Here is a 23912-nt window from a genome sequence, read left to right as displayed (position 1 = left end):
GGCGGCCGGGCGCGGGCGCGGACGAACTCCGGTGACGGGGAATGTGCTTGGCAGTCGCGACGGGCGGAGGCGATAGTCACCTGGTGACCTCCAGCCCGGACCCCGCCGCCCAGGGATCGCCCGCCGCCGAAGCCGGCGGCCGGCCCGCCGCCCCGCACCCGGGCTCGGGGTCGTCCCGTACGGGTCGCAACTACCGGCTGCTGACCGCGGCGGCCGTCATCACCGCGCTCGGCTCCAACGGCTCGGTCATCGCGGCCGCGTTCGCCGTGCTGGACGCGGGCGGCGACAGCTCGGACGTGGGGCTGGTCGCCGCCTCGCGCACCCTGCCGCTGGTGGTGTTCCTGCTGGTGGGCGGCGCCGTCGCGGACCGGCTGCCCCGGCACCGGGTGATGGTCGCCGCCAACGTCCTCAACTTCCTCTCCCAGGGCGCGTTCGCGCTGCTCGTCCTCACCGGGGAGGCCCGGCTGTGGCAGATGATGCTGCTCACCGCGCTCGGCGGCACCGGGCAGGCGTTCTTCGGCCCGGCCGCCGAGGGGATGCTGATGTCCTCGGTGGAGGCCGAGCACGCGGGGCGGGCGTTCGCCCTCTTCCGCATGGCCACCCAGGGCGCGGCGCTCGGCGGTGCCGCACTCGGCGGCGCGCTCGTGGCCGCGGTCGGCCCCGGCTGGGTGCTGGCGCTGGACGCGGCGGCCTTCGCGGTCGCCGGGGCACTGCGCGCGTTCCTCGACGTGAGCCACATCCCGGACCGGGCCCGGGGCGGCGGTCTGCTGGCCGATCTCCGGGAGGGCTGGCGGGAGTTCTCCGGCCGGCCCTGGCTGTGGGGCGTGGTCGCGCAGTTCTCCCTCGCCAACGCGGTGGTCGGCGCGGCCGACGCGGTCTACGGCCCGCTCGTCGCCCGGGACAGCCTGGGCGGGGCGGGACCCTGGGGCCTGGCGCTCGGCGCCTTCGGCGGGGGCACGGCGGTGGGCGCCCTGCTGATGACCCGCTGGAAACCCCGGCGGCTGCTGTTCACCGGCACGCTGTGCGTCTTCCCGCTCGCGCTGCCGTCGGCCGCACTGGCCGTCCCGGTGCCGGTCGGCGTCCTGTACGCGGTCATGTTCTTCGCCGGTGCGACGGTGGAGGTGTTCGGCGTCTCCTGGATGACCGCCCTGCACCAGGAGATCCCCGAGGACAAGCTCTCCCGCGTCTCGGCCTACGACTGGTTCGGCTCGGTCGCCCTGATGCCGCTGGCCACGGCCCTGGCGGGTCCCGCCGAATCGGCCGTCGGCCTGACCGCCGCCCTGTGGGGCAGCTCGGCCCTGATCGTCCTCGTCACCGCCCTGGTCCTCCTCGTCCCGGAGGTCCGCACCCTGACCCGCCGCCCGGCCGGGGTGAAGGCCGTCGACCGCCAGGCGGTCTGATTCAGATCCCCATGCGCGCGGCGATGCCGTCGAGGACGCAGTCCAGCCCGGTTTCGAACTCCCACCGGGGATCGTCCTTACGGGTGGCCGCACGCAGATAGCCCTGATAGGCTGGGTAGCGACCGGTGTTCATCAGCCATGTCATCTGGGGCGCCAGTCCCACCCGGGTCTCGTGCGTGTCCGACCAGCCGCGGTCCCGCATCAGCCGGGACAGGTCGATCTCGGCGGCGACGGCGCCGTCCACGTAGGCGGTGACGGTACGGAAGACGGCCATCTTCGTGTCCTCGTCCATCCCCAGCCCGTCGAGCGCGGCCAGCACCTGCTCCGGCACGGCCAGCTGATGGGGGGTCAGCGTGAGCACCGGTGTCCGCACCATCCAGGGGTGCTTCAGCATCATGGCCCGCTTGCGCAGGGCGACGGCCCGCATGACCGCGCGCCAGCCCGCCACATCACCGGGAAGGGCCAGCTCGCCGTAGACGTGATCGAGCATCAGCTCAAGAAGCTCGGGGGGCGGCCGATGGGTGAAACGACGGAGAGCCGCCTGCGGGTCGCGGTCATCGTGGGCAGTACCAGGGACGGGCGGTTCGGGCCGGTCGTGGCCGGCTGGCTGCTCGGTCGCATCGCCGAGCGCGAGGACATGACCGTCGATCTCGTCGACCTGGCCGAGACCCCGCTGCCCACGGTCTTCCCGTCCTTCGGCGGGGCGCCGGCCGAAGGCACCGCGGAGCTGCTCGCGCGGGTGTCGCCGAGGCTCGAAGCGGCCGACGCCTTCGTGATCGTCACGCCGGAGTACAACCACAGTTTCCCGGCGCCCCTGAAGAACGCCATCGACTGGCACAACCAGCAGTGGCACGCCAAGCCGGTCGGGTTCGTGTCCTACGGCGGACTCTCGGGCGGTCTGCGCGCGGTCGAACAACTCCGCGTCGTACTGGCGGAGTTGCACGCGGTCACCCTCCGCAACACCGTCAGCTTCCACAACTACGGCGACAAGTTCGACTCCGACGGCAACGCGACCGACCCGGCGGCCGACGGCGCGGTCAAGTCGATGCTCGACCAACTGGCCTGGTGGGCCCACGCCTTGCGGGACGCCAAGCGCGTCCGCCCGTACACGGCCTGAACCACCGAGGTGCGCTGCCGCCCCGCCCGCGCGTCAGCCGATGCCGAACGCGCCGTCCGGCGGCTCGGGGGACGGTACGGCCTCGCCGTCGGCGACCGGGCGTGCGGTGCCGGTGAACTTCCGGAGCGCGGGGCCGTGTTCGACGCGGGCCGGGAAGACGTCGGCTGCCGTGCGGCGGGCCAGGGCGGGCAGGTCCAGGGGGCGGTGCGAGGCGAGGAGTACGGCGTTGCCGAACCGCCTGCCGCGCAGGACACCCGGCTCGGCAATCAGGGCCAGCTCCTCGAACAGGGCGCCGAAGGTGGCCAGTTGGGAGCGGAGGAAGGTGAAGGGCGTTCCGTCCGCGAGGTTCGCCAGATAGACACCGCCGGGCCGCAGCACCCGCTCGGCCTCGGCCGCGTAGCCGAGCGAGGTGAGGTGGGCGGGGACACGGGAGCCGCCGAAGACGTCCGCGACCAGGACGTCCGCGCTGTCGTCCGGGGCACCCTCCAGCCAGGTGCGGGCGTCGGCGGTGTGCACCGCGATCCCCGCGCCCGGCGGCAGCGGAAGGTGCTCGGCGACCAGCTCCGCCAGACCCCGGTCGGCCTCCACGACGTCCTGCCGGGAGCCGGGGCGGGTGACGGACACGTACCGGGGCAGGGTGAGCGCGCCGCCGCCGAGGTGCAGCACGTCCAGCGGGCGGCCCTCCGCGCCGGCCACGTCGAGGGCGTGCCCGAGCCGTCGCGCGTACTCGAACTCCAGGTGCGCGGGGTCGTCCAGGTCGACGTACGACTGGGGCGCCCCGTCCACGGTGAGCAGCCAGGCCCGCTCCCGGTCGACGTCGGGCATCAGTTTGGCGGTGCCGTGGTCGACGGTCCTGGTCACGGGGATGGCTTCGGTCACGGGACCATTGTCCCCCGGCCGAAGCCGTACCCGTGTGCGCGGGGGCGGCGGCCCGTCCCCGCGCACGACGCGGTCACTCCGCGCTCACTCCACCGAGGTCACCGTCCCGGCGCCGACCGTCCGCCCGCCCTCGCGGACGGCGAAGCCGAGCCCCGGCTCCAGCGGGACCTCGCGGCCCAGCTCCACGGTCATCTCCACCGTGTCACCGGGCCGGGCCACCGCCGTCTCGCCCAGATCGACGTCCCCGACCACGTCGGCGGTGCGGATGTAGAACTGCGGCCGGTAGCCGCTCGTGACCGGGGTCGTACGGCCACCCTCGCGCGCCGAGAGGACGTACACCCGGGCCGTGAACCGCCGGCCGGGCGTCACGCTGCCCGGCGCCGCCACCACGTGCCCGCGCCGGACCGCGTCCCGGGGCACCCCGCGCAGCAGCAGCGCGACATTGTCCCCGGCCTGCGCCTCGTCCATCGGCTTGCCGAAGGTCTCCAGGCCGGTGACGACGCTCTCCACGTCCGCGCCGAGCACCTCCACCCGGTCCCCCACCCGCACGGTCCCGCGCTCGACGGCACCCGTGACGACGGTGCCGCGCCCGGTGATGGTGAGCACGTTCTCCACCGGAAGCAGGAACGGCGCGTCCAGGTACCGCTCGGGCATCGGCACGTAGGTGTCCACCGCGTCGAGCAGCGCCTCGATGGAGGCCGTCCAACGCGGGTCGCCCTCCAGGGCCTTGAGCCCGGAGACGCGTACGACGGGTACGGCGTCACCCTCGTAGCCCTGCGCGGTGAGCAGCTCGCGGACCTCCAGCTCGACCAGGTCGGCCAGCTCCTCGTCGCCCACGTCGGCCTTGTTCATCGCCACCACCAGGTGGTCGACGCCCACTTGCCGGGCGAGCAGCACGTGTTCGGCGGTCTGCGGCATGATCCCGTCGAGCGCGGAGACGACGAGGATCGCGCCGTCCAGCTGAGCGGCGCCGGTGATCATGTTCTTGACGTAGTCCGCGTGGCCCGGCATGTCCACGTGGGCGTAGTGCCGGGTGTCGGTCTCGTACTCGACGTGCGCGATGTTGATGGTGATGCCGCGCGCGGCCTCCTCCGGGGCCCGGTCGATGCGGTCGAACGGCACGAAGGTGCCGGTGCCGCGCTCGGCCAGCACCTTGGTGATGGCGGCGGTCAGGGTGGTCTTGCCGTGGTCGACGTGGCCCATGGTGCCGATGTTGAGGTGCGGCTTGGTGCGCACGTATGCCGTCTTGGGCATGGGAAGTCCTCGTGCTGGTGATGCGTGAGGCGCGCGAACGCGCGGGGACCCCGGTGACGCTCCGACCCTCCCCCTGCGGGGTCCGCCGGACGATCCGGAGAGGGTCAGCTTCGGGCGCCGTCGACAGCGGCCACGAGGAACGGGGCGGCAGCCTTCGGTGCGTCCGCGACTGCGGATGCTGCGAGAAGGAAGGCGTACCGGAACATGACACAGATCATCGCGGACGTGTCGCCCCACGTCGAACGGTTTTCCGCGGCCGGGGTACCACCGGCGGCCGGTCTCCGTACACCGATCACACCCCTGCGTCGGTTAGGGTCACCGGATGCCCGCCGCCACCAACCGCTCTGGGGGCACCGCCATGGCCACTCCCCGGGCCACCGTCCCTGAACCGGCGCCCGCCGTCTCCGAACAGGCGCCAGCCGGAACGGAATCGACGCTCATCGTCTGCGAACGGGCGCTCGCCCTCTCCGGATCGGCGCTCGTCGTCTCCGAACCGGCCCGCGCCCGCCCTGGATTCGCCGCGCGCGGAGTCGCCGTCCTGCTGTCGCCGTACGCGCGCCTGTCGTTGCTGCTGCTCCTCCTCGCGGCCGGCGCCGCATGCGTGCTGGCCTTCGCGCCCCAGCAACTGCTGACGCGGCAACTTCCGCCGGGGATAGGCGGGTTGGCGGCGGCGACGGTGTTCGCGGTGGGGTACGGCCTGTGCACGGTGGCGTTCGTACCGCGCCCCCTGCTGAACCTGGCCGCGGGCGCGCTGTTCGGCTCCCCGCTGGGGCTGACCTCGGCGCTCGCGGGCACGGTGTTCGGCGCGGGGCTGGCCTTCGTCCTGGGCCGGGCCCTCGGCCAGGACGCGCTGCGCCCGCTGCTGCGGGGGCGCTGGCTGCGGGCGGCGGACGGACAGTTGAGCCGGCACGGGTTCCGCTCGATGCTGGCGGCGCGGCTCTTCCCGGGCGTGCCGTTCTGGGCGGCGAACTACTGCGCCGCCGTCTCCCGGATGCGGCTCACGCCGTTCCTGCTGGCCACGGCGCTGGGCTCGGTCCCGAACACGGCCGCGTACGCCGTCGCGGGCGCCCGCGCCTCGGCGCCGACCTCGCCGGCCTTCCTGATCGCGATGGCCTGCATCGCCGTACCGGCACTGGCCGGGACGTGGGTGGCGTGGCGCAAGAGGCATCAGCTGAACGCCAGTTGACGCGGCAGGACGCTCTACTCGATCCACGACGGACGAGCGGCCTGGATGACCATCCCATGACCAACCCCCGATGATTACTTTGCCATCGGGGCCCGCTACGCTGCCCCCGTCACATGATCACGCCCGTCTTTCCGAGCGCTTGGACCTCCTGCCGCCATGTCTTGGTTCGAATCCCTCGTCCTCGGACTCGTCCAGGGGCTCACCGAGTTCCTGCCCGTGTCCTCCAGCGCCCATCTGCGGCTGACCGCGGCCTTCTCGGGCTGGAAGGACCCCGGCGCGGCCTTCACGGCCATCACCCAGATCGGCACGGAGGCGGCGGTGCTGATCTACTTCCGCAAGGACATCGGGCGGATCGTGACGGCGTGGTTCCGCTCGCTGTTCGACAAGGCGGCGCGGGGGACGCACGACGCGCGGATGGGCTGGCTGGTGATCGTCGGCTCGATCCCGATCGGTGTGCTCGGGCTGACGCTGAAGGACCAGATCGAGGGGCCGTTCCGTGATCTGCGGATCACGGCGACGATGCTGATCGTCGTCGGCGTGCTGATAGGCGTCGCCGACCGGCTCGCGGCCCGCGACGAGTCCGGCGCCCGCCACCGCACCCCCAAGCAGCGCAAGTCCCTGGAGAACCTGAGCGTCCGCGACGGCCTGATCTTCGGCCTCTGCCAGGCGTGCGCCCTCATCCCGGGCGTCTCCCGTTCCGGCGCGACCATCAGCGGCGGCCTCTTCATGGGCTACCGCCGCGAGGCCGCCGCCCGCTACTCCTTCCTGCTCGCCATCCCCGCGGTCCTCGCCTCCGGCGTCTTCGAGGTCAAGCACTCACTGGGCGAGAGCGGGGACGTGTCGTGGGGACCGACCCTGTTCGCGACGGTGATCGCGTTCGGCTCGGGATATGCGGTAATCGCATGGTTCATGAAGTGGATCTCCAACAAGAGCTTCATGCCGTTCGTCTGGTACCGCATCGCCCTCGGCGTGGCGCTGATTGTGCTGGTCAGCACCGGTGTGCTGAGCCCCCACGCGGCCGAATCGGCAGGCTGAGCGCCGGACTTGATCTCCGGCGCCGCTGCTCCAGGTCAGCGAGGGCTCAGCAGGCAGAACTCGTTGCCCTCCGGGTCGGCCAGAACCGTCCAGGAGATCGCGGACTGGTCGATGCCGGGGTCGGTGGCACCCAGGGCGCGCAGTCTGGCTTCTTCCGCTTTCCGGTCGTCGCCGGGGTAGGGGCTGACGTCGAGGTGGACGCGGTTCCATCCGCTCTTGGTGTCGGGGGTGCGGACGAACTCCAGGTAGGGGCCGACGCCTTGGGCGGACCGCAGGGTCGCGTGGTCGTCGGCGACCTCGTGCAGCGTCCAGTCCGTCGCCTCGTCCCAGAACCGGGCCATCTCCCGTGGGTCGGCGCAGTCGACCACCACCGCGGCGATCGGCCCGGTGTCCTGGTAGACCGGGCGGGGCTCCAGGACGCAGAACTCGTTGCCCTCCGGGTCGGCCATGACCGTCCAGGGGACGTCACCCTGGCCCACGTCGGCAAGCGTCGCGCCGAGCTTCGTCAGGCGCTCGACCAGTTCCTTCTGGTGGGCGGCCGAGGTGGTGGCCAGATCGAGGTGCACCCGGTTCTTCACCGTCTTGGGTTCCGGGCGGGCGATGATGTCGATGCAGACGGCCGCGGGGTCCGGGTAGGAGAAACCCACGGGTTCGAGGTTGGTGACGCCGGGACCCTCGCTGTCGACGCCCCAGCCGAGTGCCTCCGCCCAGAACCGGCCGAGCGCGGAGTCGTCGTGGGCCTTCATGTTGATCTGCACGAGTCTTGTCGCCATGCCGCGGATCCTAGCCAGCTCGCACAGGAGAGCGGTACGGAATTCCCCCCGGACCGGGTCATCCCGCGTCCCGGGCCGAACGGCCGCCCCCGGCCTGGGCGCGACGACATAATGCGCCCCATGGATCACGTGACCGCGCGGACGTTCGTCGACTCCTGGGTGACGGCGTGGAACGCGCACGACCTGGACACCCTGCTGGCCCACTTCGCCGACGACGTGACGTTCCGGTCCCCGGTGGCCGCGCAACTCCTCGGCGGTGACGGTGTCATCCGTGGCAAGGACGCGCTGCGCGCCTACTGGGAGGAGGGGCTGCGGCGCATCCCCGGCCTGCGGTTCGAGGTGGTCGGCAGCTACGTCGGAGTGGACTCCCTGGTCATCAACTACCGCAACCAGAAGGGCGGTCTGGTCAACGAGGTACTGCTCTTCGACGGCCCGCTCGTCACCGAGGGACACGGCACCTACCTCGGCGAGGACACGAACCCGGCGGGGGCCAGGGCCTAGCTCTTCTGGAGGGTCCGCGTAACTCCCGCGACCACGGCGGTTGTCAGCACCCATCCCATGGCGATGAGCAGATACGCCAGCCACTGGAGGGCGCCGTCCGGCCAGTACCAGGCCGTGCGCTGCCCCAGGCCGCCGATGGGGATCAGGAGGTCGAGCGTGTAGACGAGCGGGTGGAAGGGCGCTCCCTCACCGGGGTTGCTCGGAGTCGGGGAGCGCGTCGCGAAGGACTCCGTGCCCAGCAGGGTCAGGACGAGCAGCCAGACACCGGCGAGCCAGGGGCGGTAGCCGTAGCCGACGGTGAGGTCGAGCAGGTGTCCCCACGCCCGCTGGGGCAGGGGCAGTGTCCGGCGCCGGTGGCGCTGTTTGGCCAGCAGGACGCGACGGGCGTGGTCGTCGTGGCCGATCCGGCGGTACCACGCCGCCAACTGCTCGTACGGCTGCGGGGCGTAGCCGGGGTTCCTGCGGAGCCAGGCCAGTCGGCGGGCCACATCGTCACTGGCGGGAGTGGCGACAGCGTCCCTGGCGGAAGTGGCGCCCTCGTCTCCGGCGTCCGCGCTGTCCTCGAAGCGGAGGGCGTCGTACGTGAACCCGTCGAGCAGCACCTTCTCCGGCCAGCACTCGTCGCGGTCCCGGCACCAGGCGGCACGAGCGGAGCGGAGGTCCACCGTTCCCTCGGGTGGTGCGGCGGGCGTGTAGTCGAGCTCTCCCACCTGCATCGCGACACAGTCGAGGGCGATGCCGGTGCCGTTCAGACGCGCTCCGGCGAGAGTCAGCGGACCTTCTGTCCGGGTCCTGCGGAACCGGACCTCCCCCTCGGCGGTGAAGCCCTCGGAGCAGTCCACGGCGGAGGCGGTCACGGCACCCGCGGCGAGCGCGACGCCACCGGCGTTCTCCAGCCGCGCGGCCGGCAGGTACAGGCCGTTGCGAAGCTGTGCGCCGGGCAGCCGTAGCCCGCCCCGCGTGGTGAGCCGCCGGCCGAAGAGGCCGCCCTCCACGGACAGACCGCCGGCGAGCACGGCCCACTCTCCGGCGCTCGCGATCCTGGCCTCCGTGAGGAGGAGGTTGCCTGCCACATGGGCGCCGACGACGGTGAGCATGCCGCCTTCGACGGTGGACCTCCGCAGGTCCAAGTCCCCTTCTACGCGGGCCAGTTCGGCGTCGATCCCGGGTGTCCAGCTGTCGGTGAGCTCGACGGTCCGGGTCGTGGCCCCGCGCAGGCTCACGGCCTCGTCCAGCCGGCAGTACCGCAGCGAGACCGTGTGACAGACCTCCGCCCCGGACAGATCGAGACGGCCGGTGATCCGGGCCCCGGTGAGCCGCAGCGCGGCAACGGTCCCGGCCTGGTCACCGTTCGCGCCGAGGAGCAGCATCGCCACGACAGCGGCACGCACCGTGCGTTCGGGCTGCCAGTGAGCGCCCTCGACGGAATCGTCCGCGAGGGCATCGCCCGCGCCGGATTCGTCCGCACCCGTACGCAGATCGACCCGGCACCCCTCGGGAAACGCATCCCACAACTCGCGCTCCGCCGAGGTCAGTTCGTCGTAGGACAGCACCCCTGCAGAGTAGTGATCTTCCCTCGGTACTGTCCTGCCCACCACATGATCACCGGCCTTGACGCCCCACCCCCCTCACGTACACAATCCGCAGGCCCGCGACGCCGACGGGCTGACGGGGAGGGCACATGCGGGGCACACACGATCACCACGAGACCCTCCCCGCACTCGCGGGAAATCCCGCCGCGCCGCCCGACGTCCTGATCAGGATGCTGGCCGAGGAAGCCAAAGCGGCCTGGTACGCGCTCGCCTGGCGCGCTCTGCCGGACGAGGTGGTGGATGCGATCGTCGCGCATCCCCATGACTGGCTGCGGACGAGTCTCGCCCAGAACCCGTCGGCGACACCGGGACAACGCGCCCGGCTCGTGGACGACGCCGATCCGCGGGTCCGCCAGGCTCTGGCCGTCGGACCCCAGGGGTTCCGCGTCTCCGTGGCGCCCCTGCCCCTGTCCGCCCAGCGGCGCCTGCTCGCCGATCCGGAGCCGGGGGTCCGCCGCGGCGCGGCCTTCTGCCGCCTGACGGCTCCCGGCCTGGTCGCGGAACTGGCCGCCCACCCCGAATCGGACCTACGCCGAGCGGCCTGCGGCCAGTGGTCCCTGCTCTCCGAGGACGTGCGAAACCAGCTGCTCGACGACCCGTACGACACCGTACGCCGGGCGGCCCAGTTGGCGGCCTGCCGCGACGACGCCGCCCGCACGGACCTCCTCCTCGGCGCGGAAATCAGCAGCCTCACCAGGCGCGAGGTGATCGAGTACGGCGCCATGAGCGCGGCAACCGCCGAACGGCTCGCGGCGAGCGCGGAAGAGGCGGACCGGAGGTCCCTGGCGGCCAACCTCAACGTTCCGATCGACCTCGTCAGAACGCTGGCGAACGACGACGCGCACAGCGTACGGCTGGCGGTATCGGTACGGCCCGAACTCACGGAGGCCGAACGGGCTGCCATCGACATCACCATCGAGCCGTCCGACCGGCTGTACCCCGTCGAATGGGTCCGCCTCTGCGCCGATCCCGACGTCCTGCGCCGATGCGCCAGGTCGTCCAACATCCTGCTGCGGCGCAGCGCCGCCTGCGGCAGGCACCTGCCCGCCGATGCCATCGACCTGCTGTCCGGGGACGACGACCACGCCGTACGGCTCCTGCTGTGCGAGAACCAGCCGGCCGTCGGCGGCGAGGTGGTGCTCCAGACCTACCTGGACTGCGAGGTCATCACCAAGGGCGGTCTCCTGAAACACCCGAACTTCCCGCGCGCGGGCAACGCACAGCGCTTCGCCGACGACCCGGACCCGGGCAGACGACGGCTGGTGGGACTCGACCCCGAAGCACCCGCCGGCACAGTGGCCCGGTTGCTCAACGACCCCGACGAGCACGTGCGCGGCATGGCGGCCGCGCACCCCGCGCTGCCGGTGGACCTCCTCCTCCGGAGCGTCCAGGATCCGGAGACCGCCTGCCACGCCCTCCGCAACCCCGCTCTTCCCGTCGAGGCCATGCACCGGTACCTGGACGGCATCGGCATCCCCCGCCGAGGCGGACCCTGGGGGCCCCTGTCGTAGATCGCCCACGCGGCGCACACTGGAAGCAGGCCGAAGGAGTGGGGAGACTCCGGATGAGCGGTGCGTGGGACGGCGGGCGATGGATCGAGGGGCCGTGGCGGCGCTCCGGTGTCGCCGTGGCGGCGGGGGCGCTGCCCGTGCTCGCGTTTCCGGCGCCCGCCTGGTGGTGGCTGGCCTACGTCGGTCTCGTGCCGTGGATCCTCCTGGCCCGCTCGGCGCCGAGCGCGCGCAGAGCGGCGTACGACGGCTGGTGCGGCGGGTTCGGATTCCTGCTCGCGGTGCACAACTGGCTGCTGCCGAGCCTGCACGTGTTCATCTTCCTGATCGCCGCGCTGCTCGGTGCCCTGTGGGCGCCCTGGGGGTGGCTCGTGCGCAGGCTGCTGGGCGGGATGCCGTCGCCGGGGCGCTGCGCGGCTGCCATGGCCGTGCTGCCGTCGGCGTGGCTGGTGGTGGAGCTGGTCAGGTCGTGGCAGGGGCTCGGCGGGCCGTGGGGGATGCTCGGGGCGAGTCAGTGGGAGGTGGAGCCCGCGCTGCGGCTCGCCTCCGTGGGCGGGGTGTGGCTGCTGAGCTGGCTGGTGGTGGCCGTGAACGTGGCGGTCGCGGCGCTGATCGCGGTGCGCGCGGCCCGGCTGCCCGCCGCCGCCTCGCTGCTGGCCACCGCCGCCGCGACCTCGGCCGCCTGGGCGTGGGCGCCGCGTCCGGCGACGGAGGGGACGGCCCGGATCGCCGTCGTACAGCCCGGTGTCGTGGACGGTCCGCGCAGTGTGGACGACCGTTTCGACCGCGAGGAGCGGCTGACCCGGCGGCTGGCCGGGCAGGACGTGGACCTGGTGGTGTGGGGCGAGAGCAGCGTCGGCCACGATCTCGCCGCCCGCCCGGACCTGGCCCGCCGGCTGGCCGCGCTGTCCCGGCTGACCGGCGCCGACGTCCTGGTGAACGTGGACGCGCGCCGCTCCGACCGGCCGGGCGTGTACAAGAGTTCCGTCCTCATAGGCCCGGACGGCCCGACCGGCGAGCGGTACGACAAGATGCGGCTGGTCCCCTTCGGGGAGTACATACCGGCCCGCTCCCTCCTCGGCTGGGCCACCTCCGTGGGCAAGGCGGCCGGCGAGGACCGGCACCGGGGCACCGAGCAGGTCGTGATGGACGCCGGGTACGGGCTGCGGATCGGCCCGCTGGTGTGCTTCGAGACGGCGTTCCCGGACATGAGCCGCCACCTCGCGGACGACGGCGCGGGCGTGCTGCTCGGCCAGTCCTCCACCTCGACCTTCCAGGGCAGCTGGGCCCCGGAGCAGCACGCCTCGCTGGCCGCGCTGCGCGCCGCCGAGACCGGCCGCCCGATGGTGCACGCCACCTTGACCGGGGTGAGCGCCGTCTACGGCCCGGACGGCCGGCGCCTCGGCCCCTGGCTCGGCACGGACGCGGACACCGCCCGCGTCTACGACGTACCGCTCGCGCGCGGTGTCACCCCGTACGTCCGCCACGGCGACTGGGCGGTGCGCGGCGCGCTCCTGGTGCTGGCCTCGCTGGGCGCGGCGGAGGGCGTACGGGCGCTCAGGCCGCGCCGGACGGGTCCTGAACCGCTCGTACGACCCGCTCGCACAGCTCGTGGGTGGCCAGCGCGTCCCTGGCGCTGAGCGGCTCGCCCGCACGGACGGCGTCGAGGAAGGTGAGGACCGCCTGCTCGATGCCGCGCTGCCGGGAGACCGGAACCCAGTCGCCGCGCCGGCGCAGGGTCGGCTGGCCCTTGTGGTCGATGACCTCGGCGAGGTTGACGACCTGGCGCTTGGTGTCCTGCCCGGAGACTTCCAGGACCTCTTCGGCGGAGCCGCTGAGCCGGTTCATGATGCCGAGCGCGGTGAAGCCGTCGCCGGCGAGCTGGAGGACGACGTGGTGCAGCAGCCCGTCCACGGAGCGGGAGCGCACGGTAATGTCGTCGACCGGGCCCGGGACGAGGAAGCGCAGGGTGTCGATGACGTGGATGAAGTCGTCCAGGACCATCGAGCGGGGCTCCTCGGGCAGCCCGACCCGGTTCTTCTGGAGGACGATCAGCTCGCGCGGGTGCTCCAGACACTGCGCGTACGCGGGGGCGTACCGGCGGTTGAAGCCGACGAACAGGGACACGCCCCGCTCCTCGGCGAGCGCCACCAGCCGCTCGGCGTCGGCGAGTTCGTAGGCGAGGGGCTTGTCCACGTAGGTGGGGACGCCCGCTTCGAGGAGCCGGGTGACGATCTCGGGGTGGACGGCGGTGGGCGCGTGCACGAAGGCGGCGTCGAGACCCGCGTCCAGGAGGGAGTCCAGGCTCTCGTGCCGCCGCTCCTCGGGCAGGTGCAGCGAGTCCGCCACGGCCTTCAGGGTGGCGGGGGTGCGGGTCTGGAGGTGGAGGTCGATCCCGGGCAGCGTGCCGAGCACCGGAAGGTAGGCCTTCCGCGCGATGTCCCCGAGTCCGATGCAGCCGACCTTCACATGCTCTCCTAGTGGCGGTACTCCGTGTGTTCCTCTGCGGAAGGATACGGCGGCCGCCAGGCCGCGACGGTGTCGAAGCCGCGCAGCAGCAGGGTGGGGACGGCCTTGGAGGCGAGGGCGAGTGTGTTGTCCCGCAGGGCGCAGGTGATGCGGCCGTCGGCCAGGTTGAGCCGGGCCGCCTGGACGGAACGGCGGGCGATGTCCGTGGTGCGCGGGAGCCGGGCGGCGGTGTAGGCGGCCAGGTCGGGGGCGTGGCGGGCGGCCAGGCCGGGGGCGTGGCCGGGGGTGTGGTGGGCGGCGTGGTGGGCGAGCACCACGGCGTCCTCGACGGCCTGGTTGGCGCCCTGGCCCAGCATGGGCGGCATGGCGTGCGCGGCGTCGCCGAGGAGGGCGGTGCGGCCGAGGTGGTACGCGGGCAGGGGCCGGGCGATGTGGTGCACGTCGTGCCGGAGCACGTCCTCGGGGCGGGCGGCGGCGAGCACGTCGGGGACCGGCTGGTGCCAGGTTCCGAACTCCCGCCGGAGGTGGCTGAGTTCATTGTCCAGGGCGTGTCGTCCGGGTGGGGCCGCTGCGGCCGCGTACGCGTAGACCCGGCCGTCCTTGAGCGGGTGGGTGCCCCAGAGACAACCCCGGCCCCAGGTCTCGTGGGAGGCGAACTCCGCGCCGGGCAGCGGGATCAGCAGGCGCCAGGTGGTGAAGCCGGTGTACTCGGCGCCGGGGTGCTCGGGGAACAGGGCTTGCCGGACACGGGAGTTGACGCCGTCGGCACCGACGACCAGCTCGGCCTCCAACTCCTCGTCCCCGACGGCCACTCGGGCGGGCCTGCCGCTTGCGCCGGGGTCGACGAGGCGGGCGGGGGCGCCCGTTCGGACCGCGCCGGACGGCAGCAACGCGGCCAGGCGGTCGACCAGCGTGGTGCGCGGCAGCAGGACCAGCGGACCGCCGAACCGCGCGGCCATCGCCTCGGCGTCGGACCGGGACAGCCACCGTCCGCTCGGCGCGCGCAGCCCGCCGTCGCCCTGCCAGGCGGCCAGGTCGCGGATCTCGTCCCCGATGCCGAGGACGTCGAGGGCGCGCAGGCCGTTGGGCGCGACCGAGAGGGCGGCGCCGACCGGCTCCAGCGAGGGGGCCCGCTCCAGGACGGTGACCTCCCAGCCGCGCCGGTGCAGGGCGGCCGCGGCGGCGAGACCGCCGATCCCGCCGCCGACGACGAGTGCGCGCGTGCGTTCCGCCATGACTCCTCCGTTCGACGTTCGACTACATCTGTAGTGCGTGGCCGACCTTACTACACCCGTAGTAGCACGGCGGGGCGCCGGTAGGGTCGACCCCATGCCCGTCAGCACCCCGAACCGCGCCGCCCTGGTCGCCGACACCGCCATCGCCCTGCTCGCCGAGCGCGGGATGCGCGGGCTGACCCACCGGGCCGTGGACGAGGCGGCCGGCCTGCCGCAGGGCTCCACGTCGAACGTGGCGCGCACCCGCCAGGCGCTCCTGGAACTCGCCGTACGGCGGCACGCCGAGCGCGAGGCGGCGGTGCTGGCGGAGGGCGAGCTGCCGGACCCGGCCGGTGGCGCGCGGGCCCTGGCCGACAGCCTCGCGCTGGCGGTCCACCGTCTGCTCACCGAGGGCCGCGACCTGCTGGTCGCCCGCTACGAACTCGCCCTGGAGGCCACCCGCCGCCCCGAGCTGCGCGCCTTCTACGACGCGACGGGCGCCGTCTTCAAGGACCAGCTGGCCGCGCTGCTCACCGCCGCGGGCTCGCCCGACCCGGCCCGGCATGTGCTGTCGCTGCTGGCCTGGATGGACGGCCTGATGTTCGCGTGCACGGCGGGCTCGTTCAGCCGCGAGGTGCCGGGCCTTGAGGAAGTCCGGGCGGATCTGCGGGAGTTGCTGGCGGGGATGCTGCGCGGCTGAGGCCCGCGAGAGGACCCCGTAAATCCGCTGTCGCCGTCGCGGACCGGCTGCGAGGATGCCGATCATGACTGCTGAGAGCCAGGCCTCCGCCGAAAGCCAGACCCGCGTCGAGGCTCCCGCCCCCGCCGACCGCCCCTCCCCCGCCCTGGACGCCGGTGAACGCGCCATGCTGGAGGGCTGGCTGGAGTACCACCGCCGGACCCTCGCCTGGAAGTGCGAGGACCTGACCGACGAGCAGCTGCGCACCGCGTCCGTGCCGCCGTCCGATCTGTCGCTGATGGGCCTGGTGCGGCACATGGCCGACGTGGAGCGGTCCTGGTTCCGCAAGGTGCTGGCCGCCGACGACCAGGGGTACATCTACTGGACCGACGAGGACCCGGACGGCGACCTCCACCTCACCGGGGCGGACACCTGGAAGGACGCGTACGCCGCCTGGCAGGCCGAGATCGAGACCGCCCGGAGCAACGCGGCCCGCTTCGAGCTGGACGACCTCTCGCTGGGCAGGCGCCGCCCCACCGACGAGCGGCGCTACAGCCTCCGCTGGATCTACACCCACATGATCGAGGAGTACGCCCGCCACAACGGCCACGCCGACCTGCTGCGCGAACGGATCGACGGCCGCACCGGCGAGTGAGCGTCACCCTCGGTACGTCCGCGTCCTCCCTGCGGGCGACGGGATCACTCCTGCGAGTGGACCACCCGTGGTTACCCGGTGCCAAGGCGGCGGCCCGGCCAGCAAAGTGGCCCGAGTGCATCGACCGACGACCACCGCAGCGCTCTGGGTCACCGTGGCCGTCTCGGCCCTCACCGCCTGCGTGACCGTGCATGGCCCGGCCCCCGTCGCCCCCCGCCCGGCGGCGGGCACGGCGGCAGCCCCCCGCCCCGTACAGGCGCCCGCCCGGGAGGCCCTGGCGCGGATGGGGCCGCCCCCGGACGACCCGAAGCACCCGGCCGCCTCCCCCCGGCCCTCCACTCCCCCGCCGGCGCCCCCGGCCGCGCACCCCACCCCCACAGGCCCGGCCCCGCACCCCGCACCCCGCCCGGCCCCCGCGCCCCGGTCCCGCCCGACCGTCAGGGCACCGGACATCTGCGCGCTCGGCCGGAAGTACGGCGGCTGGCGGAAGGACAGCCCGGCGTCGGTGATCTGCGGGCGGGCGTACGGGCGTTGAGGGGCGGGACGGGTGCCGCTCGCGCGACACCCAGGCGCCGGTCGCCCGACCGGGCAGGGGACGCGCTCGCCCCGCCAGGCACCGGCGTCACATCCGCCGGCCGGCGCTTCGCCCGGCCGCGCGGGGCCACCGCCCGCGCCCCCGCTACCCCACCGGCCGCTGGCGCGGCGGTCCGAACCCCTCCCCGTCCCCCAGCCGGAGTTCCAGCCGGCTGATGGCGGCCCGGACTCCCGCGCCGTAGCCGTCGTCGGCGAGGGAGTCGGCGGCGCGGCGGGCGCGGTGCAGATGGGTGCGGGCGGCGTCGGAGCGGCCGAGTTTGAGGTAGTCGGCGGCGAGGTTGAGGTGGAGGGAGGGGTAGAAACCCCGGACCGGCGAGGGGTCGGTGCCGGTCAGCTCCTGGGCTGCCGACAAGGCCCTCAGGTCCCAGGCGAGTTCGGCGTCCGGGTCGTCCTGGGTGTCGGCGAGGTAGTGGGCCAGGGTGCAGCGGTGCAGGGGGTCGCCGGCCTCGGCCGTCTCGGCCCACAGCTCCAGCAGGCGCCGCTGGGCCTCCTCGCGGTCACCGCCGTGGTGCAGCATCACGACCTGCCCGATACGGGTCAGCACGGCATCCGGCGCCGCCTGCTCCTGCCGCTCCGCCACCGCGCCCTCCGAGCCGTCCCGCCGGGCCGCCGTCCGGCCCGCCTGCCCCGACGCTAACCGCAGCCGGCGAAGATGCCGGGCAGGCGGCCCCGTACACCGGGGTGACACGCCCGGACCGGCAGCACCCCCCTACGGACCCGCTCAGCCGGCCAGGTTCGGAATCCGCCAGTCGATCGCCTCGTGCCCCTGCTTCTCGATCGCCTCGTTGATCTGGGTGAACGGACGCGAGCCGAAGAACTTCTTCGCCGACAGCGGCGAGGGGTGCGCGCCCTTGACGACCACGTGCCGGGTCTCGTCGATCAGGGGGAGCTTCTTCTGCGCGTAGTTGCCCCAGAGGACGAAGACCGCCGGGTCGGGTCGGGCGTCGACGGCGCGGATCACGGCGTCGGTGAACTTCTCCCAGCCCTTGTTCTTGTGCGAGTTGGCCTCGCCCGCGCGCACGGTCAGCACCGCGTTCAGCAGCAGGACGCCCTGCTCCGCCCACGGCATCAGATAGCCGTTGTCCGGGACCGGGAGGTCCAGCTCCTCATGCATCTCCTTGTAGATGTTCCGCAGCGAGGGCGGCGTCTTCACGCCGGGCCGCACCGAGAAGCACAGGCCGTGCCCCTGGCCCTCGCCGTGGTACGGGTCCTGGCCGAGGACGAGGACCTTGACCTTGTCGTACGGCGTGGCCGCGAGTGCCGCGAAGACCTCCTCGCGCGGGGGGTAGACGGGGCCCTTCGCCCGCTCCTCCTCGACGAACTCGGTCAGCTCCTTGAAGTAGGGCTTCTCCAGCTCGTCGCCCAGAACCCCGCGCCAGGACTCGGGCAGCATGGCGATGTCGGTCACGTCAACGTCCTCACGATGTGCGGTCACTTCCAGCACTCAGAACCTACAGGCGACCACTGACAACGAGCACGCGAGGATGCCGTACGCCCCCTCTCACCAGCTGGTCTTCCGGTACAGCTCCCACATCGTCATGATGGTCGAGGGGTCGAGGGCCCGCTCCCCACCGGAGATGTCGCCGTTGGCCGCCACGTACTGCCGGCCCTGCCACAGCGGCAGCAGCCGCGCGTCGTCCGCCATCTCCTGCTGCGCCTCCGCCATGTCCTTGACCACCTCGGCGCGGTCGCGCATCGCGCGCGAGCGGGGCAGCAGGACGGAGGTGATCTTCTTGGCCGGGTACGGCGTGCCGAGCGCGTTGTTCTCGCCGACGAACGGCGTGATGAAGTTGTCCGGGTCGGGGAAGTCCGGGAACCAGCCGCGCCCGAAAACCGGGTACTCCCCCTTCTGGTAGCCGGCCACATAGCTCTTCCAGGGCCGGGCCTTCAGGGTGATCGTGAACAGCCCCGAGGCGTCGAGCTGCCGCTTCAGCTCCTGGAACATCAGGGCCGTCTCGGAGCCGTAGCGGTCGCTGGTGTACCAGAGGGTGAGCGGGACGCGCCGGGTGATGCCCGCGCCGGTGAGGATCTTGCGGGCCTTGGCGGTGCTCGGGTCGCCGAAGGTGTCGAAGAAGGGCGTGGTGTGCCCGACCAGGCCCTTGGGGACCATGGAGTACAGGGGGTCCACGGTGTCCTTGTAGACCCGGTGCGCGATGGCCCCTCGGTCGACGACCTGCGCGACGGCCTTGCGTACGGCGTCCTGCCGGGCCCAGGGGTCCTTGGGGTTGAACACCAGGTAGCTGATGTCGGTGCCGGCGCCGTCGATCAGCTGGAGGTCGGTCCGGTCCTCCTTCTCCAGGGCCACGATGTCGTCGGCGGCCAGACCCCGGTAGGTAACGTCGATGCTCTTGCCGCGCAGCGCCCGGACCATGGAGCCGGAGTCCTGGAAGTAGCGGATGGTCACCGCGTCGTTGAGCCGCTTGGCGAAGCCTTCGTAGCGGTCGTTGCGGACGAGCACGGCCTCCTTGCCCTCGTCGTAGGACTGGAGGCGGTACGGGCCGGAGCCGTGGACGTCGCCCTTGTCGCGCAGGGAGTGGGCCGGGTAGTCGCGGGGGTCCACGATCGACATGGCGGGGGTGGCCAGCACGAACGGGAACGTGGCGTCCGGCTTCTTGAGGTGGAAGATCACGTCGCGGTCGCCGGACGTCTCCACCCGGTCCAGGCTGCCGAGCAGACCGGCGGGACCGCCGGGGGCGTCGATGACGCGGATACGGTTGACGGACGCCTGCACGGCCTGGGCGTTGAGCGGGTGGCCGTCGGAGAACTTCATGCCCGGGCGCAGCCGGCAGCGGTAGGTGAGGCCCGTGGAGTCGGAGAAGTCGCAGCTCTGGGCGGCGTCGGGCTGGGGGGTGACGGCGCCGTTGGGGTAGGCGAGAAGCGTCTGGTAGACGTTGCGGAACAGTTCCCAGGAGCCGTCCCAGGACCCGGCCGGGTCCAGGGTGCTGGGGGCGCTGGTGGTGCCGACGACGATCGGGCCGTCGTCGGTCCGGGCGCTGCCGGGGAGCAGGGCGCAGCCGGACACCAGGCTGATGGACGCGGCCGCCGCGACTCTTCGAAGGAATCGGTTCCGCTTGAACACGCGCACGCTCCTCGATCCGCCGTACCAAGGTCGGCAGACCATACCGCAGCATTACGCCTCCTGAACCTCCCCTGAAACAGCCGTTGTTGACGGATCCGGCGGTGACGACGTTGTCATGGCGGCGACCGGGCGCGTCACCGCACCGCGACCGGCCGCCGTACAGCACTCCGGGCGCCGTTCCGCTGGGGAACGACGCCCGGAAGAGACGGCCGGTCAGGGGCCGGAAGGCACCCGAGGGGAGGGTCAGCCCACCCCGGCGTTGAGGAAGATGCCGCCGTCCACGACGAGCGTCTGGCCGGTGATCCAGTCGGACTGCTCGGAGGTGAGGAAGGCGGTGGCCCCGCCGATGTCGGAGGGCACGCCGAGCCGGCCGAGCGGGTAGGAGGCGGCGGCCTCCGCCTCGCGGCCCTCGTAGAGCGCCTCGGCGAACTTGGTCTTCACCACGGCCGGGGCGATCGCGTTGACCCGCACCCGGGGCGCGAACTCGTGCGCCAGCTGCTGGGTCAGGTTGATCATGGCGGCCTTGCTGACGCCGTACGCGCCGATGAACGGCGAGGGCGCCAGGCCCGCCACGGAGGCGATGTTGACGATCGCGCCGCCGTTCTCGCGCTGCCAGGCGTGCCAGGTCTTCTGGGCGAAGCCGAGCGCCGAGATGACGTTGGTCTCGAACACCTTGCGGGCGACGTTCAGGTCGACGTCCGCGATGGGGCCGAACACCGGGTTGGTGCCCGCGTTGTTGACCAGGAAGTCGATGCGGCCGAACGCCTCCATGGTGCGCTCGACGACCGCGCTCTGGTGGTCGAGGTCGTGCGCCTTGCCCGCGACGCCGATGACGCGCTCGGCGCCGAGCCGCTCGACGGCCTCCTTCAGCGCCTCCTCGTTGCGGCCGGTGATGCACACGCGGTCGCCGCGCGCTATCAGGGCCTCCGCGACGCCGTAGCCGATGCCCCGGCTCGCGCCCGTGATGAGCGCTACCTTGCCGGAGAGCTCCGGGAGTTCAGTCATGTCCGTGATCCTCAGATTCCCGAGTGACTAGGTTCTTCAGCTGCCCGGGCGACTAGTCGAGCGGTCCGCCGGCGACGTACAGCACCTGGCCGGAGACGAATCCGGCCGCCTCGCCGGTGAAGAAGGCGATGGCGTTGGCGATGTCCTCGGGCTCGCCCACGCGCTGGACCGGGATCTGGGTGGCGGCGGCCTTCTTGAAGTCGTCGAAGCCCATGCCGACGCGCTCGGCGGTGGCCTTGGTCATCTCGGTGGCGATGAAGCCGGGGGCGACGGCGTTGGCGGTGATGCCGAACTTGCCCAGCTCGATGGCGAGGGTCTTGGTGAAGCCCTGCAGACCCGCCTTGGCGGCCGAGTAGTTGGCCTGGCCGCGGTTGCCGAGCGCGGAGGACGAGGAGAGGTTGACGATCCGGCCGAAGCCCGCGTCGACCATGTGCTTCTGGACGGCCTTGGTCATGAGGAAGGAGCCGCGAAGGTGCACGTTCAGGACGGTGTCCCAGTCGGACGCGCTCATCTTGAACAGCAGGTTGTCGCGCAGCACGCCGGCGTTGTTGACGAGGATCGTGGGCGCGCCCAGCTCCTCCGCGACGCGGGCGATGGCGGCCTCGACCTGCGCCTCGTCGGAGACGTCCGCGCCGACCGCGATGGCCTTGCCGCCCGCCGAGCTGATCTTCTCGACGGTGTCCTTGCAGGCGGCCTCGTCCAGGTCGATCACGGCGACGGCGTGACCCTCGGCGGCCAGGCGTACGGCGGTGGCGGCGCCGATCCCTCGTGCCGCGCCGGTGACTACCGCGACCCGCTGTTCAGTGGTGGACATTGCTGCTTCTCCTCGCCCTTGAGAGAACCCGAGTGGCCCTTGACCGGACCCGAGTGCGGTGAGCGACCGCTTAGTACCTTCCGCACCCGTGACGCTAGAAGCACTGGCACCCGGTGTCAACGGGACACCGGGTGGTGTGATCCATTACCTGACCAGGAGGTCGAGCAGCCGTTCGGTCTCGGCCACCGGATCGGCGGTCAGCCCGGTGTGCACGGGTCCCGGCTGTACGACGGCGGAGCGCGGCGCGATCAGCCAGCGGAAGCGCCGTCCGGCGTCGTCGCCCGCGGCCTGGCCGGCGCCCTCCCCGCCCGCGCAGATCCGCTCGACGGCACCGAGCGCGGCCCGGATCCCGGCCACGTCGGCCGCCGGGTCGAGGGCGAGCAGCCGGGCCTCGTCCAGATGGGTGCGGGCACCGACGTAGTCGTGGGCGCGGCAGTAGACGACGACCCCCGCGTTGATCCGCTCGCCGCGCTCGACGCGGGGTACGACGCGGAGCAGGGCGTACTCGTACACATCGCGGTCGCCGCCCTGACCCGTCCGGGTGATGTGGCGCTCGACCACATGTCCGGCCATGTGAATGTGGTGCTCGCTCACTTGCTCTCCTGGAGGCCGTTGATGCGCTCATGGACGGAGACCGCCCGCGCGAGCAGCGGCCGGGCGTAGGCGCGGCGCAGGTCGTCCGGGGTGTCGAAGCCGGGCTCGCCGGTCAGCCACGCGTCCGGGATCTCGGCGGTGACCTCGGCGAGCAGCTCCTCGGTGACCTGCGGGGCCAGCTCGGCGGCAGCGGCGGCGACGTCCGGGGCGAAGCGGGCCAGCGCGTGGTCGGAGGCGTCGTAGGGGCGGGCGGCCGAGGCGTCGGCGGAGGGCCAGTTGTGGTGCCAGATCATGGTGGCGCCGTGGTCGATGAGCCACAACTGCCCTTGTTGCACGAGGAGGTTGGGGTTGCGCCAGGAGCGGTCGACGTTGTTGATCAGCGCGTCGAACCAGACGATCCGGCCCGCCTCCCCGGGCGTCACCGGGAAGGCGAGCGGGTCGTAGCCGAGGGCGCCGGAGAGGAAGTCCATGCCGAGGTTGACGCCCCCGCTGGACCGCAGCAGCTCCTGCACCTGCCGCTCCGGCTCGGCGAGCCCCAGGACGGGGTCGAGGCCGAGCGTCACCAGCCGGGGCACCCGGAACCCGAGCCGCCGCGCCAGCTCCCCGCACACCACCTCGGCGACCAGCGTCTTGCGCCCCTGCCCCGCGCCGGTGAACTTCATGACGTACGCCCGGAGATCGTCGCCCTCGACGAGCCCCGGCAGTGAGCCACCCTCACGCAGCGGCGTGATGTACCGGGTGGCGGTGACGTCTTTCAGCATGTTCCGCCCCACTCCCCGGGCACTCCGCCGACGGATGTGCGCCCTCTGCTTCCGGCCTCCGGTATGAAGTGAGCATAGTAACCGAGGGTGATCGCTACGCGGGATCCAGCACGGGCCTCGCGGGGAGCCCGCCGTTGTTCTCGCAGCGGAGTTGCTTGGCCATGGCCAGGGAGAAGGAGTGGGCGACGGTGGCGTAGGCGTTCTTCAACGCCCGCACGTTGTCCTGGGGGTCCTTCGGCATGCCTCCGCGCTCCACGCCGATCACGATGTGAGCCTCTCCCGACGAGCCGACCAACTTGTCACTCCGGCACGCGAAAAAGACGTACGCCTTGTCCGCCGCAGCCAGAGTTTCGTCCCCCATCTTCAGTACGGTGAATTCCGGGGCCGCCGGACTGTCCGTAGGGGCGCTGTCGGCCAGCCGCCAGGTGATCACCAGCTTGAAATGCGGCGTGCCGATGGGTGTGAAGACACGGCAGGCATCCTCTCTGCCGACGGTCAAGTCCGGCGTTGCCAAAGCAAGGTCCGACGCGGCCTGCGCGACGGTGTAACTCTTCGACGACGCCTCGAAGCGCGACGCACCCGTGATCACCTTCAGCGCCTTGGACGCGTCCGCGGATATGGAATTGCCACCGCAGAGTTGTGTCCCCGCAACGACCTTGTAGTCCTTCGGAAGGCCGGTCTTGTCCTCGTCACCGCTACAGCCCGTGGCCCCGAGAAGCAACGAGCCGGCCACGGCAGCGGAGAGCAGTCCCGCACGTACCGACCTACGACTGATCACTGTCCGCATCCTCACGTGTTCTCGG

Annotated in this window: 25 protein-coding genes; 10 read left to right on the top strand and 15 right to left on the bottom strand. The window is 72.4% G+C overall.

Annotation, left to right across the window (positions count from 1 at the left end):
- Window positions 1-41: 41 nt before the first annotated feature.
- Complete coding sequence (locus tag AB0898_RS13375; protein ID WP_407078338.1) at window positions 42-1400, top strand: MFS transporter; 1359 nt, start codon at window positions 42-44, stop codon at window positions 1398-1400.
- A 1-nt stretch (window position 1401) separates the two neighbouring features.
- Here the strand turns inward: AB0898_RS13375 and AB0898_RS13370 are convergent, their stop codons facing one another.
- Window positions 1402-1890: a TetR/AcrR family transcriptional regulator C-terminal domain-containing protein gene (locus tag AB0898_RS13370; protein ID WP_366803020.1), complete on the bottom strand. Its 489-nt coding sequence runs from the start codon at window positions 1888-1890 to the stop codon at window positions 1402-1404.
- A gap of 27 nt (window positions 1891-1917) precedes the next feature.
- On the opposite strand from AB0898_RS13370, the gene AB0898_RS13365 reads away from it, so the two are divergent.
- Window positions 1918-2517 (top strand): NAD(P)H-dependent oxidoreductase, encoded by a 600-nt coding sequence (locus AB0898_RS13365; RefSeq protein ID WP_366803019.1) that lies wholly within the window; start codon window positions 1918-1920, stop codon window positions 2515-2517.
- 33 nt (window positions 2518-2550) lie between these two features.
- Here the strand turns inward: AB0898_RS13365 and AB0898_RS13360 are convergent, their stop codons facing one another.
- The gene (locus tag AB0898_RS13360) at window positions 2551-3396 is read right to left on the bottom strand and encodes a fused MFS/spermidine synthase (protein ID WP_366803018.1); all 846 of its coding nucleotides are present in this window, start codon (window positions 3394-3396) and stop codon (window positions 2551-2553) included.
- 84 nt (window positions 3397-3480) lie between these two features.
- Window positions 3481-4650: an elongation factor Tu gene (gene tuf / locus AB0898_RS13355; RefSeq protein ID WP_366803017.1), complete on the bottom strand. Its 1170-nt coding sequence runs from the start codon at window positions 4648-4650 to the stop codon at window positions 3481-3483.
- A gap of 322 nt (window positions 4651-4972) precedes the next feature.
- On the opposite strand from tuf, the gene AB0898_RS13350 reads away from it, so the two are divergent.
- Together AB0898_RS13350 and AB0898_RS13345 are read left to right on the top strand one after the other, a co-directional pair.
- Window positions 4973-5836 carry a VTT domain-containing protein gene (locus AB0898_RS13350; RefSeq protein ID WP_366803016.1) on the top strand — a complete coding sequence of 288 codons (864 nt, stop codon included), beginning with the start codon at window positions 4973-4975 and terminating at the stop codon, window positions 5834-5836.
- 156 nt (window positions 5837-5992) lie between these two features.
- Complete coding sequence (locus tag AB0898_RS13345) at window positions 5993-6871, top strand: undecaprenyl-diphosphate phosphatase (protein WP_366803015.1); 879 nt, start codon at window positions 5993-5995, stop codon at window positions 6869-6871.
- Between the two features lie 35 nt (window positions 6872-6906).
- On the opposite strand, the gene AB0898_RS13340 is transcribed toward AB0898_RS13345, so the two are convergent.
- A complete protein-coding gene (locus AB0898_RS13340) occupies window positions 6907-7644 on the bottom strand; it encodes a VOC family protein (RefSeq protein ID WP_366803014.1) in 738 nt (245 codons plus the stop codon).
- 120 nt (window positions 7645-7764) lie between these two features.
- Here AB0898_RS13340 and AB0898_RS13335 point away from each other — a divergent pair, with 120 nt between their 5' ends.
- Window positions 7765-8145: a nuclear transport factor 2 family protein gene (locus AB0898_RS13335; protein WP_366803013.1), complete on the top strand. Its 381-nt coding sequence runs from the start codon at window positions 7765-7767 to the stop codon at window positions 8143-8145.
- On the opposite strand, the gene AB0898_RS13330 is transcribed toward AB0898_RS13335, so the two are convergent.
- A complete protein-coding gene (locus AB0898_RS13330) occupies window positions 8142-9698 on the bottom strand; it encodes an oxidoreductase (RefSeq protein WP_366803012.1) in 1557 nt (518 codons plus the stop codon). The genes AB0898_RS13335 and AB0898_RS13330 overlap by 4 nt on opposite strands.
- Window positions 9699-9826: 128 nt before the next feature.
- On the opposite strand from AB0898_RS13330, the gene AB0898_RS13325 reads away from it, so the two are divergent.
- Both AB0898_RS13325 and lnt read left to right on the top strand, forming a co-directional pair.
- Window positions 9827-11248, top strand: coding sequence for a hypothetical protein (locus AB0898_RS13325; RefSeq protein WP_366803011.1), 1422 nt, complete (start codon window positions 9827-9829; stop codon window positions 11246-11248).
- A gap of 53 nt (window positions 11249-11301) precedes the next feature.
- A complete protein-coding gene (gene lnt / locus AB0898_RS13320) occupies window positions 11302-12885 on the top strand; it encodes an apolipoprotein N-acyltransferase (protein WP_366803010.1) in 1584 nt (527 codons plus the stop codon).
- On the opposite strand, the gene AB0898_RS13315 is transcribed toward lnt, so the two are convergent.
- Together AB0898_RS13315 and AB0898_RS13310 are read right to left on the bottom strand one after the other, a co-directional pair.
- Window positions 12803-13714, bottom strand: a complete 912-nt coding sequence (locus AB0898_RS13315) for a Gfo/Idh/MocA family oxidoreductase (protein WP_366803009.1) — start codon at window positions 13712-13714, stop codon at window positions 12803-12805. The genes lnt and AB0898_RS13315 overlap by 83 nt on opposite strands.
- 8 nt (window positions 13715-13722) lie before the next feature.
- The gene (locus AB0898_RS13310; RefSeq protein ID WP_366803008.1) at window positions 13723-14949 is read right to left on the bottom strand and encodes an FAD-dependent monooxygenase; all 1227 of its coding nucleotides are present in this window, start codon (window positions 14947-14949) and stop codon (window positions 13723-13725) included.
- Between the two features lie 94 nt (window positions 14950-15043).
- Between AB0898_RS13310 and AB0898_RS13305 the strand changes: the two genes are divergently transcribed.
- From AB0898_RS13305 to AB0898_RS13295, 3 genes are all read left to right on the top strand, one after another.
- Window positions 15044-15628 carry a TetR/AcrR family transcriptional regulator gene (locus tag AB0898_RS13305; protein ID WP_366803007.1) on the top strand — a complete coding sequence of 195 codons (585 nt, stop codon included), beginning with the start codon at window positions 15044-15046 and terminating at the stop codon, window positions 15626-15628.
- Between the two features lie 166 nt (window positions 15629-15794).
- Entirely contained in the window at window positions 15795-16262 is a 468-nt protein-coding gene (locus tag AB0898_RS13300) for a DinB family protein (RefSeq protein WP_366803198.1), read from the top strand.
- A 115-nt stretch (window positions 16263-16377) separates the two neighbouring features.
- On the top strand, window positions 16378-16797 hold the full coding sequence (locus tag AB0898_RS13295) for a hypothetical protein (RefSeq protein WP_366803006.1): 420 nt from the start codon (window positions 16378-16380) through the stop codon (window positions 16795-16797).
- A gap of 144 nt (window positions 16798-16941) precedes the next feature.
- Here AB0898_RS13295 and AB0898_RS13290 read toward each other — a convergent pair whose 3' ends face one another.
- From AB0898_RS13290 to AB0898_RS13255, 8 genes are all read right to left on the bottom strand, one after another.
- Complete coding sequence (locus tag AB0898_RS13290; RefSeq protein ID WP_366803005.1) at window positions 16942-17436, bottom strand: hypothetical protein; 495 nt, start codon at window positions 17434-17436, stop codon at window positions 16942-16944.
- A gap of 141 nt (window positions 17437-17577) precedes the next feature.
- Entirely contained in the window at window positions 17578-18264 is a 687-nt protein-coding gene (gene ung, locus AB0898_RS13285) for a uracil-DNA glycosylase (protein WP_366803004.1), read from the bottom strand.
- A 93-nt stretch (window positions 18265-18357) separates the two neighbouring features.
- On the bottom strand, window positions 18358-19935 hold the full coding sequence (locus tag AB0898_RS13280; protein ID WP_366803003.1) for an ABC transporter substrate-binding protein: 1578 nt from the start codon (window positions 19933-19935) through the stop codon (window positions 18358-18360).
- 243 nt (window positions 19936-20178) lie between these two features.
- On the bottom strand, window positions 20179-20940 hold the full coding sequence (locus tag AB0898_RS13275; protein WP_366803002.1) for an SDR family oxidoreductase: 762 nt from the start codon (window positions 20938-20940) through the stop codon (window positions 20179-20181).
- 52 nt (window positions 20941-20992) lie between these two features.
- Window positions 20993-21754 carry a 3-oxoacyl-ACP reductase FabG gene (gene fabG, locus AB0898_RS13270; protein WP_366803001.1) on the bottom strand — a complete coding sequence of 254 codons (762 nt, stop codon included), beginning with the start codon at window positions 21752-21754 and terminating at the stop codon, window positions 20993-20995.
- Window positions 21755-21898: 144 nt separating this feature from the next.
- A complete protein-coding gene (locus AB0898_RS13265; protein ID WP_366803000.1) occupies window positions 21899-22348 on the bottom strand; it encodes a DUF3037 domain-containing protein in 450 nt (149 codons plus the stop codon).
- Window positions 22345-23109, bottom strand: a complete 765-nt coding sequence (locus AB0898_RS13260) for a HipA family kinase (RefSeq protein ID WP_366802999.1) — start codon at window positions 23107-23109, stop codon at window positions 22345-22347. The genes AB0898_RS13265 and AB0898_RS13260 overlap by 4 nt, the downstream gene beginning before the upstream one ends.
- A gap of 94 nt (window positions 23110-23203) precedes the next feature.
- Window positions 23204-23896, bottom strand: a complete 693-nt coding sequence (locus AB0898_RS13255) for a hypothetical protein (RefSeq protein WP_366802998.1) — start codon at window positions 23894-23896, stop codon at window positions 23204-23206.
- Window positions 23897-23912 lie beyond the last annotated feature (16 nt).

It is taken from the genome of Streptomyces sp. NPDC005435 (assembly GCF_040703155.1).
Classification (GTDB): domain Bacteria; phylum Actinomycetota; class Actinomycetes; order Streptomycetales; family Streptomycetaceae; genus Streptomyces.
Note: the sequence above shows the minus strand (reverse complement) of the source record. Positions and strands in the feature narration are given on the sequence as shown.

What these genes read in the sequence shown, in the direction of transcription:
- AB0898_RS13305 (WP_366803007.1), top strand. Translation starts at nt 15,044, where the DNA reads ATGCCCGTCAGCACCCCGAACCGCGCCGCCCTGGTCGCCGACACCGCC.
- AB0898_RS13345 (WP_366803015.1), top strand. Translation starts at nt 5,993, where the DNA reads ATGTCTTGGTTCGAATCCCTCGTCCTCGGACTCGTCCAGGGGCTCACC.
- fabG (WP_366803001.1), bottom strand. Translation starts at nt 21,754, where the DNA reads ATGTCCACCACTGAACAGCGGGTCGCGGTAGTCACCGGCGCGGCACGA.
- AB0898_RS13370 (WP_366803020.1), bottom strand. Translation starts at nt 1,890, where the DNA reads ATGCTCGATCACGTCTACGGCGAGCTGGCCCTTCCCGGTGATGTGGCG.
- tuf (WP_366803017.1), bottom strand. Translation starts at nt 4,650, where the DNA reads ATGCCCAAGACGGCATACGTGCGCACCAAGCCGCACCTCAACATCGGC.
- AB0898_RS13340 (WP_366803014.1), bottom strand. Translation starts at nt 7,644, where the DNA reads ATGGCGACAAGACTCGTGCAGATCAACATGAAGGCCCACGACGACTCC.
- AB0898_RS13275 (WP_366803002.1), bottom strand. Translation starts at nt 20,940, where the DNA reads ATGACTGAACTCCCGGAGCTCTCCGGCAAGGTAGCGCTCATCACGGGC.
- AB0898_RS13350 (WP_366803016.1), top strand. Translation starts at nt 4,973, where the DNA reads ATGCCCGCCGCCACCAACCGCTCTGGGGGCACCGCCATGGCCACTCCC.
- AB0898_RS13260 (WP_366802999.1), bottom strand. Translation starts at nt 23,109, where the DNA reads ATGCTGAAAGACGTCACCGCCACCCGGTACATCACGCCGCTGCGTGAG.
- lnt (WP_366803010.1), top strand. Translation starts at nt 11,302, where the DNA reads ATGAGCGGTGCGTGGGACGGCGGGCGATGGATCGAGGGGCCGTGGCGG.
- AB0898_RS13325 (WP_366803011.1), top strand. Translation starts at nt 9,827, where the DNA reads ATGCGGGGCACACACGATCACCACGAGACCCTCCCCGCACTCGCGGGA.
- AB0898_RS13375 (WP_407078338.1), top strand. Translation starts at nt 42, where the DNA reads ATGTGCTTGGCAGTCGCGACGGGCGGAGGCGATAGTCACCTGGTGACC.
- AB0898_RS13365 (WP_366803019.1), top strand. Translation starts at nt 1,918, where the DNA reads ATGGGTGAAACGACGGAGAGCCGCCTGCGGGTCGCGGTCATCGTGGGC.
- AB0898_RS13255 (WP_366802998.1), bottom strand. Translation starts at nt 23,896, where the DNA reads ATGCGGACAGTGATCAGTCGTAGGTCGGTACGTGCGGGACTGCTCTCC.
- AB0898_RS13300 (WP_366803198.1), top strand. Translation starts at nt 15,795, where the DNA reads ATGCTGGAGGGCTGGCTGGAGTACCACCGCCGGACCCTCGCCTGGAAG.
- AB0898_RS13335 (WP_366803013.1), top strand. Translation starts at nt 7,765, where the DNA reads ATGGATCACGTGACCGCGCGGACGTTCGTCGACTCCTGGGTGACGGCG.
- AB0898_RS13310 (WP_366803008.1), bottom strand. Translation starts at nt 14,949, where the DNA reads ATGGCGGAACGCACGCGCGCACTCGTCGTCGGCGGCGGGATCGGCGGT.